This window comes from Bacteroidia bacterium (genome assembly GCA_019695265.1).
Lineage (GTDB): Bacteria > Bacteroidota > Bacteroidia > JAIBAJ01 > JAIBAJ01 > JAIBAJ01.
Map to the genome: position 1 here is coordinate 42345 of JAIBAJ010000010.1, position 13594 is coordinate 55938.

Consider the following 13594-nt stretch of genomic DNA (forward strand, 5'->3'; position numbering starts at 1 on the left):
TTTAATTCCATTGGATTGAACATTTTGAACTTTTTGACTATTTTGACATGAAAAGAGCTTTACTAACCACCCTGACCTTGATTGTTGTGTTGTTGCTGACTAACCAACGATCGTTTTCCCAGTGTACCACGGGATGTACGGTAACAATCTCCACAAACACCACTTCCTACAGTGTCCCGAGCGGGGCAACAGTATGTATTGCTTCGGGTGTTACGGTTGGAACTTTGAGCAATGTAACCTCCGGTAAAACGGTCATAAACTGTGGTACTGTGAATAGCTTTTCCATTGGTGGTGGTATCATCCAGAACTATGGAACCATGAAAACGACTGCCGGTTTGAATAGCGGTACCTTAAACAACAACGCGGGAGGCACTATCAATATCACCGCTAATTTAGCGTTTGGATCGGGTTTGGTTTTTACCAACTCTGGTACTTTTTCAGCCAGTGGTAATATCACCTTAAACTCCTCATCTACCTTTAATGCGGGTGGAACGGTAAGTATTGGAGGGAACTTAGTGGTTAAAGGGACCATGGTGGTTAACACCTCCATTTCGAATATCAGTGGTTCGATAACTGTTAACTCAGGAGGTATTATCAGAGGAGGTACAAATTCATGTAATCGAATTTGTGCTACCGGCAATATCAGCAATTCCGGTACAATTGGTGGAGGGTCATATGCATTGGTGGTTTGTAAAGCATTGAATTCAGGCAGTGTTACTTCTCCGGCGGTTGTTTCAACTGCTACAGGTGAGCCTACCAACTCACCTACATCATTGAGTTTATCGTTAAGTTCCTCTTCATCAAATGGAACCTTTACTGCAGCGGCAGCGGGTTCGGCAGCGGCAACCGGTTATCTGGTATTAAGACGAATTGGTTCGGCAGTAACCGATGTACCGGTTGATGGAACCACCTATTCCGTTGGAAATACCATCGGTAGCAGCACTGTAGTTAGTGTAAATAATACCGCTACTACCACCTTTTCAGATAATATTTCAACGTGCGGAACCTATTATTATGCAGTTTTCAGTCTTCGTGGTGCCGGAAACTGCCTTGATTATAAAACGAGTTCGCCTTTAACTGGTAGCATTTCTACCATTCCAACCGTTACTTCCACTACGCCCGGTTCCGGTTGTGGAACGGGTAGTGTTACTTTAGGTGCTACAGCATCCAATGGAACGTTAAGTTGGTATGCTGCTTCAACCGGAGGATCTTCCTTGGGAACCGGTACAAGTTTTTCAACCCCATCCATTTCTTCCACTACCACTTATTATGTGGATGCAACCAATGCGGGTTGTACTTCTGCCTCCAGAACAGCAGTAACGGCAACAATAAATCCTTCAGCTACCATTTCTAGTTCATCCGGGGCAAGCCGTTGTGGAACAGGTACCTTGACTTTAACAGCAACAGCTTCCAATGGAACAGCTACCTTAAACTGGTATGCTGCCTCATCCGGTGGCTCTTCATTAGGTACAGGCACATCCTATACAACTCCTTCTATTTCTTCAACTACTACGTATTATGTTTCTGCAACGCTAGGTAGTTGCACCAGTGCAAGAACTGCAGTTGTGGCTACGGTGAATGCAATACCTACCATTTCTACTGCAACTTCGGCAAGTCGTTGTGATGCCGGAACAGTCTCCCTTTCAGCAGCCGCATCCAACGGAACAGCAACAATTAATTGGTATGCAGCTTCGAGCGGGGGATCCAGTTTTGCTACCGGAACAACCTATACAACACCTTCCTTGTCCACCACAACTACCTATTATTTAGATGCCACTTTAAATGGTTGTACAACAGCTTCCAGAACAGCTATTACAGCTACTATCAACGCCACCCCTAGCATTTCAACTTCTACAGGTGGCTCGCGTTGTGGAACCGGAACTGTTACACTTTCTGCCACAGCATCCAATGGATCGGCTACATTAAACTGGTACGCTGCTTCTTCCGGTGGTTCTTCTTTAGGGACCGGAACTTCTTTTACAACTCCATCCATTTCAACTACCACAACGTATTATGTAATTCCAACATTAAACAGTTGTACCCCAGCCTCCAGAACCGCAGTGGTGGCAACAGTAAATTCCATACCAACCATTTCATCTACTACCGGTGCAGCAAGGTGCGGCGCGGGAACGGTAAGTTTAGCTGCAGCCGCATCTAATGGAACAGCAACCATAAATTGGTATGCCGCTTCTTCCGGTGGTTCAAGTTTAGGAGCAGGAACATCTTTTACTACACCTTCTATTTCATCTACCACCCTGTATTATGTAGATGCCACATTAAATGGATGTACCACCGCTTCAAGAAGTTCGGTTACCGCAACCATAGATGCCTCTCCAACTGTTTCCAATGCCGGAAGTAGCATCAGCCAATGTAATACTTCAGCCTTTGTAATGGCAGCGAATGTGCCTTCTGTTGGTACAGGAGCCTGGTCGGTAGTTAGCGGTTCCCCAACAATTTCGAATTCGGCTTCTGCAACTTCAGCAGTAACCTTGGCGGCAGGAAATACGGCAACCTTACGTTGGACTATCTCCAATGGAAGTTGTCCGGCATCAGCCAGCACGGTAACCATTACCAATAGTTCATTGGGTACAACTGCAACGGCCGGTACAACAACCGCTCAATGTAACAATGGCCTTTTTACTGCAACAGGAAATATTCCTTTGGTTGGAGTTGGTTCTTGGAGCTTGGTAAGTGGTTCCGCAACCATTGCTTTGCCGGCAGTGAATATTACAACGGTTTCGGGTGTTCCGGTTGGAACAGCTGCCGTTGTTCGTTGGACCATTACCAATGGAGCTTGTTCTACCGGAGCAAACGTGACTTTTACCAACGATGCTTCTCCTACCACTTCGGCCGCCGGGTCAAATATAACCCAATGTAATACCTCCACCTTTGTAATGGCTGCCAATACTCCGGTAGTTGGTACAGGGTTGTGGTCAGTTGCAAGCGGTACTGCAACTATTGCAACACCATCTTCACCAACTTCGAATATAACTGTAGCCGCAGGAGCAACAGCTACCTTACGTTGGACCATTTCCAACGGATCTTGTGCTTCGTCTCAAAGCACTGTGGTTTTAACCAATAGTGCAGTTCCTACAACTTCCAATGCAGGAACAGATCTAAACAACTGTAACAACGGTAGCTTTACCTTAGCCGGTAATTCTCCTTCAGTTGGTACAGGTGCATGGAGTGTGGTAAGTGGTACAGCAACCATTACCACCCCAAGTTCAAGAACTTCAGGAGTTACGGGCGTGCCTGTAGGTAGTTCTGCAACCTTGGCCTGGACTATTACCAATGGAGCTTGTACTTCAACAGATAATGTAGTATTGACAAATTTTGCAACTCCGACTACTTCCAATGCAGGTGCAGCCATATACAATTGTAACAATACCGTATTTACCATGGCGGCTAATACTCCAACAGTGGGTACCGGCTCCTGGAGTGTAGTTAGTGGTTCTGCTACCATAGCAACACCAAGTTCACCAACATCTTCAGTAACTTTAACTTCAGGAACAACCGCCACATTAAGATGGACTATTAGCAATGGCCCTTGTACTGCAAGTACTTCCAATGTTGTAATTACCAATGTTATTATTTCATCCAGTATTTCCGGTACTAATATTTCTTGTCCGGGTGGAAGCAATGGAACAATTACTCTTTCTTCTGTTGCCAATGGTTTAGCGCCATACACGTACTTATGGAGCAATGGATCAACTTCTCAAAATCAGTCTGGTATAGTAGCAGGTGCTTATACCGTAACTATCACCGATAGCAGAGGTTGTACCGGTACCAATAATATTACTCTAACTCAACCGAACGTTATTGCAGGTTCGGCAACAGTTACCAATGCTACTTGCGGTTGGTGTTCTGATGGTTCTGCTACAGTATCTGCTTCTGGCGGAACAGGTCCCTATACCTATTTGTGGGACAATGGCTCCACCTCTACTTCCCGCTCAGGAATGGCGGTAGGAACTTATCCGGTTACTATAACCGATAGCAGAGGTTGTACCAACACCTATAATGTTGTGGTACGTGGTCCAATTGCAGCATCTATTACCAGTGGTAGCTCTTGTTCTGCCAATGCTGGTACAGCCACCGCAACAGGTGTGGGTGGTTTCCCTCCTTATACCTATTCCTGGAGCACCGGTTCAACATCTCAAACTATTTCCAACCTTGCTGCTGGCACTTACACGGTTACTGTTAGAGATGCCACCAACGCTACTGCTACCCAATCAGTTACTATTACCAATACAGTTGTTAACCTAAGCGTTAGCCCTTCCACTTCCACTATCTGTTTGGGTGGTTCGGTAAATATTACAGCTTCCGGATCTAGCTTCTATTCTTGGTCACCTTCTACCGGATTGAGCAATGCCAGCATATCAAATCCGGTTGCTACACCAACTGTTTCAACCACCTATACCTTAACCGGTAGCACTACAACTGCCAACTTGGTTACCAATGGTGATTTTTCTTCCGGAAATACCGGTTTTACAAGCGACTACATTTACGTGAGCCCTGCAGCAAATGCGGCAAGTTCAGGCGGAAACACCGGATTGTGGCCTGAAGGTGATTATGCCATTACCAACAATGCTGTGACTTACCACCCGCATTTTTCCGGTACCGGTCACGGTGGAAGCGGAAACTGTATGGTTATTAATGGTGCTCCTGCTTCAGGGGCAGAAATTTGGAGACAAAACATTTCGGTTACTCCCAACACCGATTACACCTTTTCAACCTGGATTTCTAGCGTGGTAGCTAGCAGCCCGGCCCAACTGCGCTTTGGAATTAATAATGTGGTTCAAGGTGCTGTTATTACCAGCCCCAACACCACCGGTTCCTGGGTTCAATTCAGTACAACCTGGAACTCCGGTTCTAATACCTCGGCTGAAATTGCCATTGTAAACAACAATACAGTATTAAGCGGTAACGACTTTGCATTAGATGATATCATGTTTACTACCCAATGTTCGGCATCCGGAACAGTTGCTATTACAGTAAATAATCCTCCAGCTATAACAACCCATCCAAATGATGCTGCTGCCTGTGCCGGTGATTCAAAAACCTTTACTGTAGCTGCTACCGGTTTTGGTCCGCTTAGCTACCAATGGCAAGTGAGCACCAATGGTGGAGGTTCTTATTCCAATATTTCAAATGGTGGAAACTACTCCAATGCCACAACAGCTAGTTTAACCGTTTCCGGTATTACTACTGCCCTTAATTCATACAAATATCGTTGTGTAGTTACCGGAGGTTGCTCCCCAACAGCAACTTCCAATGCGGCAACTTTAACCGTAACCGCTATTCCAACCATTACATCGGTTACCAACGGACAAGTTTGTTTTAGTGGAACTGTTTCTCTTGCTGCCGTTGCATCCAATGGTTCTGCTACCATTAATTGGTATGCTGCCTCCACCGGAGGTTCAAGTTTAGGAACTGGTTCTTCGTTTACCACACCATCTATTTCTTCAACTACCAACTACTATGTAGATGCAACTTTGAATGGTTGTACAACCGCTTCACGCACCTTGGTGGTTGCAACCGTTATTGCAATGCCTAGCTTTACTTCCACTACTCCGGCCAGCCGTTGCGGTTCCGGTTCAGTGGTTTTAGGTGCAGCAGCAACAGCCGGAACCATTAATTGGTATGCTGCGTCGGCAGGCGGTTCAAGCCTTATCGCCGGAACTTCCTACACCACCCCTAGCTTGTCGTCTACTACAACCTATTATGTCGATGCAACCACCAGCGGTTGTACTTCCTCTCCAAGGGTTTCTGTAGTGGCTACTATCAATACCATTCCAACTATTACCGGTACTACTCCGGCCTCAGCTTGCGGTACCTCCTCGGTTGCGCTTGCTGCTACTGCCTCAGGTGGAACCATCAACTGGTATTCAGCATCTACCGGAGGTTCAAGCCTTGGATCAGGGGCCACTTTTAATACCCCATCGCTTGCTACCACCACCACGTATTATGTGGATGCAACCCTCGGAAGCTGTACCTCTACTTCAAGAACAGCAGTTACTGCTACTATTAATCCTATTCCTAGCATTTCAAGTGCAACTTCAGCATCTCGTTGTGGAAACGGAACAGTGAATCTAACCGCCGCAGCTTCAACCGGAACTATCAATTGGTATGCAGCTTCAAGCGGTGGATCTAGCTTAGGAACCGGAACTACCTACACTACACCTTCTTTGTCTACAACTACCACATACTATGTAGATGCAACTGCTAGCGGATGTACCACCGGTTCTCGCACCGCTGTGACGGCTACAGTCATTGCTGTGCCAACTATCACGGCCTCCACACCTGGCTCTAATTGTGGCCCCGGAACCGTTAGCTTGGGAGCAACAGCTTCTGTTGGAACGGTTCAATGGTTTGCCGCTGCCTCAGGCGGATCTGCATTGGCAAGTGGAAATAGTTATACCACTCCGCTAATCAGCACCAATACCACCTATTATGCCGGTGCCGATAACAGTGGTTGCACTACCGCTTCCCGAACAGCAGTCCTTGCAACCATTTACACTATTCCTACTGTGACCGCAACAACACCCGGTTCTAATTGTGGAACAGGTACCGTAAACTTGGGTGCTACTGCCTCCGCCGGAACGTTGAATTGGTACGCAGCCAGTTCAGGAGGAGCAAGCCTTGGCTCAGGTACCAGCTTCACCACTCCTTCCATTTCTTCTTCAACTACTTACTATGTTGATGCTACCGCAAATGGTTGTACCACTGGTTCCCGCAGTTCGGTTTTGGCTACTATCAATGCCATTCCAAGCATTACTTCCACTACCGCCGGAAGCCGTTGTGGATCGGGTACGGTAAGCCTTTCCGCAGCTTCCTCTGCCGGAACCATCAGTTGGTTTGCCGCTTCTACCGGAGGCTCCGCTCTTGGAACAGGTACTTCTTTTACCACGCCTTCCTTGTCTTCTACCACCACCTATTATGTTTCTGCAACTGCCAATGGTTGTACAACAGCTAGTCGTTCCAGCGTAACAGCTACCATCAATACGGCTTTGGGAATCGTAACTCAACCTACCGCTCCTTCATTATGCCTTGGAAACAACGCAACCATAGCCGTAGTGGCAGTAGGTTTATTGCCTAGTTACCAATGGCAAGTAAGCACTAATGGTGGTAGCACCTTCTCCGATATTCCAAACGGTGGTGTTTATTCCTTGGCTACAACTCCTGCTTTACTTATTACCGGTGCAACAACTGCTATGAACAATTACCAATACCGTTGCGTTGTAACTAGCGCCGGTTGCGGAACAGGTGCCACAACCAACGCCGTAACCATGACAGTTCAAAATCCTTCCCTTGGTTTAACCGGTTATTCACCACAAGCAGGTGATTACTTCTGGACCGGTCTTTCTTCTATTGGTTGGGATTTGCCCGGCAACTGGTTGTCATTCGATGGGGTTAACTGGTTGTTGCCAAGCATCTTACCGGCTACCACCAACAACGTGGTTATCAGAACCGGTGGGGTAGGAAATGCCTGCATATCCGGTAGCAATCAACCAACAATCTATGCCACTTCTTTCGCTAAAAAATTATTTATCGAAGCAGGTGCAACACTTACCGTTTCTGGTAGCAACGTGTTGAAAGTGTCAAACGACTGGACCAACAACGGAACCTTCGTTCCAAGTACCGGTACAGTGGAGTTTAATGGCACCGGAAATCAAACCGTAATCACCGGTGGAGTAGGGGTTGGAAAACAATTTTACAATGTTTCAATTAAAACACCAAACGACCGCAGATTGATCGTTCCTTCCGGCCAGGAAATGAAAGTGTTGGGTAGCGTAACCGTTCAACCCTAAAAACCTGTCGATTGTCGGAATTTTTGCAACTTTAATTATTAACCTTAGTTATAAGCCATATGAGAAGAAGTTTACACATAGCCTTTCTCGGTTTGGGTTTGTTCATCCAAAATGCCCAATCTCAAACGGTAGTTATCGAAGGCACTATCCATGTGGATAAGGATTGGACTGAATCGTCCTCTGCAGTTGTTAGGGCAGAAGATGGATCTACAGGTGTAGCATCCAGAGTTATTTTCGAAAGCACCAGCGCTTCAAATGTTACCATGAACAGTGGTTCCTATTTCTATAACCTGGAAGTAAACAAAACCGCAGGATCTAGTCCCAACAATTACCTAACCCATTTATCTGATATCACTGTTAATAATAACCTGGTTCTTACAGCAGGTATTCTTAACCTAAATAGCAAAAGCATGGTGCTGGAAAATTCCGCAGCTTCTGCTATCACCTTTGCTGCCGGAACCGGAATTTTAGCCGAAACCGGACCTGCAACGGTAGCTCCCGGTGGTGGAACCCCAAGCTCCGGATATGGATACGTTAAATGGAAAACCAAAAGCGCTACCGGCAATTACATTGTGCCTTTTATCAAATCAGCCGGTAACGATGTTCGCCTTCGCTACCAAATTACCAATGCCGGCGACGCTTCCGGACAAATTAACTTCAGCACTTACGGTACTCCTTCCAATAACAGACCTTGGGCTGCCGGTGTAACTCAACTGAATGCAGGTGCTACCGATGGATCTTCTTCAGTTGCCAACCGTTACTACATCATCGAACAAGGAACTTACGGTACCAAACCCAAAGGTTACCTTACCTTTAAATACCTTACCGCTGAACTTGACCCAACTATTAATGAAAGTCGCCTGGCTGCCCAACGGTTTAATACAGCCTCGCATGCCTGGGGCGATTGGTTGTATAGCCACACCGCCGATGTGTCCCAAAAAACAGTGACTATCTTTGTTTCTAACCCTCTCGACTACTATGACTCATGGGTGTTGGCCGATAATGGAAACCCTCTTCCAATTGAGTTAATCGAGTTCGAAGCCAGAGCAAATGGCGACCACGTTGACTTGTCCTGGATTACTGCCTCCGAAATTAATTCCGATTACTTCCTGGTTGAAAAAACCCAAGATGGCGAAAACTTCAGCGAAGTAACTAAAGTGGATGCCGCTAATTTCTCCAACAATACGCTTAATTACTCAGCTATCGACCCCAATCCCTTCGAAGGGTTATCCTATTACCGCCTTAAAGAAGTGGATAACGATGGCCAATTCGAATACTCCGAACTCAGACCTGTTCAGTTCTCTAAAGGAGCTGTCGATCAAGGAATTGAAATATTCCCTAACCCTAACCAAGGCGATATGTTTAACCTCGAATTGAAAGGTTTCGAAAAAGAAAAACCGGTGTTGGTAGTGGTTCAGGATATTGCCGGTCGAACCTTCTACTCCAAAATTACCTATGTTGAAAGTGAGCACAGTATTAAGCTAATTAGCTCCGATGATAATTTGGCCAAAGGGGTTTACCTGGTTGTGGCAAGCACCGATAATAGGGTATATTCCAAAAAAATGATTGTAGATTAATTGCCTCATCGTATTTCTTCAAATTAGGGATGTTCGTATGAATATCCCTTTTTTTGTTTTTTGGCGGGTCCCATTCGCACCAATTTTGTTCTTCTGCCAAACCCTGGTAAGGCTCATGGTCGGGCTATTCGTTTCAAGTCCTCGCCAACCGGGCTATCGCCACGTTTGGCTGTGGGCTTTCCAATGCTATCCCTACCCGGGCTGCAACCCCGAACATTGGTGTTTTTTTCTTGGCTTTTTGCACATCACTTAGGCTTTTTTTTTGTTTGATATTTCAGTATTAAATGTCTTATATTTTGAAACTTTTTTCATAAACCCCTGTTACAATAGTCAGAACTGACAAGTTCTAGTAGTAATTTTTCATTGGGTTTGGGAGTCCTGGCGTGGTTGCCGGGACTTCTTTTTTTATACCTTGGGCAAGTCATGAAAAAACTGATTCTTTTGCCCGGAGCACTGGGTAGTTCCCACCAATTTGTTCAACTTACCCAAAGACTAACCCCTTTTTTTCAAATTCTTCAACCCAATTATCCCGGTCATGCAGGTTTGCCCATGTTGAACTCCGAACTTAGTGTCAACTCACTTACCGATTGGTTGCTTTCATTTTTAGAGCTAGAAGAGCAACCCGTGGCATTAATGGGTTATTCCTTGGGAGGGTATCTGGCTTTGAATGCAGCAGCTATTGAGCCATCTAAAATTCACGGAGTGTTAACCCTGGCAACTAAAATAGATTGGAATCCACAACAAGCACTCTCTGAAACTCAAACCCTTAATACAAATTTTCTTAGCCAAAAAGCTCCGGAATTTCTCCAACAACTTCAACAAGTTCATGGCTCTAACTCCCTTGAAAGTTTACTCCAATTAACCCAACAACTAATGCTCAACCTGGGTGAAAATCCGGTTCTAACTCCCGAAAGGCTTTCTGGCATAAGAGTTCCTGTTCGAATGGGTGTTGGAGATAAGGATAAAATGGTAGGAATTTTAGAGACTTTTTCCGCTGTAAAATCCATTCCAAATGCCCAGTTTTTCGTTTTGCCCAATACCAAACACCCGTTTGAATCTGTCAACCCCGCCCATCTGGAGTTTCAAATTCGTGATTTTTTTAAGTGATAAACTAGCCTGTTTACCTTTACCCGCCCATGATTTCTCGTTTTTCAAAATATATAAGCCAAAACCTCCTCTTTGGTCCCGACGATAACCTGCTAGTGGCATTTAGCGGTGGAGCAGATAGTGTTTGTTTGCTGCATTTATTGCTTAAAAGTGGATATAAAGTGAGCTTGGCTCATGCCAATTTCGGGTTGCGGGGCACCGAATCCCAATTGGACGAATCCTGGGTTATTCAAACTGCTCAACAATGGGATGTGCCACTTTTTACCAAACAGTTCAATACCCAATCCTTTGCCAAAAGAGAAAAAATTGGAATAGAAGAAGCCGCCCGAAACCTACGCTATGAATGGTTTTCTGAATTAATGCAACAACATGGGTTTAATTATCTCCTAACCGCTCACCATGCCGACGACCAAACCGAAACCTATTTGTTGAACCTTATTAAGGGAAGAGGCGTTTCCGGCCAAACGGGCATCCTTCCTAAACGCAATTACTTGGTTCGCCCGCTCTTGTTTGCTAAAAAGTCTGAAATTCTTGCATATTGTGAAAGCAACAGACTTACTTACCGAAACGATTCAAGCAATTTAGATGAAGCCTTCCAACGTAATTTCCTTCGATTAAAGGTTATTCCCTTGCTAAAAGAGTTAAACCCGGCATTGAATGAGGCTATTCAAAAAGAAATCGATTACCGAAGAAGAGCTGCATTGATTTATGAAAAACATTTACAAAGCCTGTCGGCAAATTATTCCGGTAAGGCTGGTCTTGAACTTTCCGCATTGAAAGAGGATCCGGATGGACTAATGGCTTTATTCCGCTACTTGGAAAACTATCAATTTACTTTTAATCAGGCCAAAGATTTGTGGTACGGGAAGGAAAATGGAAGAAAAATTGAAAACACCTCCTACGTGGCTTTGGTGCATCAGGGTAAGGTAGTGGTTGGGAATAGAACAGATGAAAAACCTCAAGAAGTATATTGGCTGGAAAATGGAGGAAAAATTGAACCTCTGGGTCTAAGCTGTGAGGAAGTCCCGGTGAGCGAAGAAACCATAAAAGAGCTTGGCGCCATCTTTTTGGATTGTCAAAAATTGCAATTCCCTTTAAAGCTCAGGCATTGGCAAAAAGGCGATTATTTTTTCCCTTCCGGAATGAAAGGCAAAAAGAAGCTTAGCGATTTCTTTATCGATCAAAAAATGAGCAAATTTGAAAAAGATAATACCTGGTTGCTTTGTTCCGGAGATGATATTGTATGGGTGGTAGGCAAACGTCTCGATGGCCGGTTTTTACCCAATTCAACTTCCAAACACCTTCTTGTACTGAAACTTGACCCAATTTCTTGATCTGTTCCATGCAAAAGTCTCTATTGGTTTATTGTCTCTTGTTGATTGCACTCCTCAACACTATTAAAAAGTGTTCAGCTCAAACCGATCTTAAAGCCTATATAAAACCCCATATCGGTACCAAAGGTTGGCTTTTCCATGGCCGCACCACGCCCTTCGTAGCTGTACCCTTTGGCAATACCCATTGGACCGCCTGCACCGCCATGGGACGCATCAGCAAGGTGCTATATCATTACAAACACAGACGAATTCTGGGCTTCCGTGCCACCCATAAGCCCGCCATGTGGATGGGCGATTATGGCTTTATGCAAGTTATGCCGGATTTTGAAAATAAGATGCCAGGTAACCTGATTGCTTCGGCCCGATTTTCCCACCATAACGAAGTGTTACAGCCCCATTACTATGCCGTTACTACCCACCATACCCATAACCAAAAGGTTTTTACCGAAATGTCCTCCACGGCAACTTGCGGTTTTTTGCGGTTTCACTTTTCCGGAAAGGAAAATCCAACCCTCAACTTTCGCATGAGTAACCCGGGAAACGGACTAGGTTGGGTGAAAATCGACACCATGAAGCAGATAATCTTTGGGTATAACACCGACCGCGAATCGGCCCATTTAGGACCGCCCTTGCCTAATTTTAAAGGCTATTTCTTCATTCGTTATTCTCAGAAGGCTTTAGCATTCGCTTATTGGAACCAACTAGGCGATCTTCCAGGTTCAATTGAATGTTCAGGTGATGAATGTGGGGTAAAACTCGTTTTTCCCTTGGATGCCAAACTGGTGGAAATTAAAGTTGGAACGTCATTTATCAGCCTCGAACAGGCCGAAGCAAACCTGAATGCCGAAATTGTTAGCGCAGATTTCGAAGAGGTAAAAACACGAAGTGCATGCCTTTGGGATCAGCATTTAAGTTCCCTTCAAATCCAAACCAATTCAAAAAAGGAAAAAGAGATTTTTTATACGGCTATGTACCACAGTCTGCTTTTTCCCCGCAAATTTTCGGAGCAAGGACGTTACTACAGCGCTTTCGATGATAAAGTTCATCAGGGCGAAAGTTATAACGACTACTCTTTGTGGGATACCTACCGGGCTTTGCATCCTCTCCTTTTGTTCATTGCACCCCAACATGTTTCTGGTATGTGCAACGCTCTCATTCAGATGTACCGCGAAGGTGGTTACATGCCTAAATGGCCCAATCCAACCTACACCAATATTATGATTGGCACCCATGCCGATGCGGTTTTGGCTGATGCACTCGTAAAAGGAGTGAAAGGCATTGATGTAAAGGGTGCTTATGATGCTTGTATGAAGAATGCCTTTGTTCCACCTGCCGGCGATAGCGTCAAATGGTGGGGCGACCGGGAATTGTGGCCGGGTTATGAAGCCCGCTCTGGTTTATATTGGTACAAAAAGTTAGGCTATGTGCCGGTTGATAAAACTGCCGAAGCCGCGGCCAACACCCTCGAAGGTGCCTTTGATGATTTTTGCGAAGCACAGGTTGCCGGAATAGCCGGTCATGACAGTATAAAACAGGTTTTGGAAGCCCGAAGCAAGAATTACCGCAACCTGTTCAATTCCCAAACAGGGTTTATGAGTCCGCGCAATGCCGATGGCTCCTGGGCAGCAACAAAACGGTCCGGTTTTACCGAAGGTGGTCCCTGGACTTACCGCTTTGCCGTGCAACACGATGTTCCCGGACTAATCGAACTCATGGGTGGCAAGGAGATTTTTGTGAGAGAGTTGCGTAAGAATTTTATCCCACTTCG

The 13594-nt window shown here is 45.3% G+C and carries 5 protein-coding genes; all 5 read left to right on the forward strand.

Annotation, left to right across the window (positions count from 1 at the left end):
• Positions 1–47: 47 nt before the first annotated feature.
• Entirely contained in the window at positions 48–7808 is a 7761-nt protein-coding gene (locus K1X82_03240; protein MBX7181104.1) for a hypothetical protein, read from the forward strand.
• A gap of 59 nt (positions 7809–7867) precedes the next feature.
• Positions 7868–9385 (forward strand): T9SS type A sorting domain-containing protein, encoded by a 1518-nt coding sequence (locus K1X82_03245; GenBank protein ID MBX7181105.1) that lies wholly within the window; start codon positions 7868–7870, stop codon positions 9383–9385.
• 423 nt (positions 9386–9808) lie between these two features.
• The gene (locus K1X82_03250) at positions 9809–10492 is read left to right on the forward strand and encodes an alpha/beta hydrolase (protein MBX7181106.1); all 684 of its coding nucleotides are present in this window, start codon (positions 9809–9811) and stop codon (positions 10490–10492) included.
• Between the two features lie 29 nt (positions 10493–10521).
• Positions 10522–11826: a tRNA lysidine(34) synthetase TilS gene (tilS, locus tag K1X82_03255; protein ID MBX7181107.1), complete on the forward strand. Its 1305-nt coding sequence runs from the start codon at positions 10522–10524 to the stop codon at positions 11824–11826.
• Between the two features lie 8 nt (positions 11827–11834).
• A partial coding sequence (locus K1X82_03260; GenBank protein MBX7181108.1) for a GH92 family glycosyl hydrolase occupies positions 11835–13594 on the forward strand: 1760 nt, incomplete at its 3' end.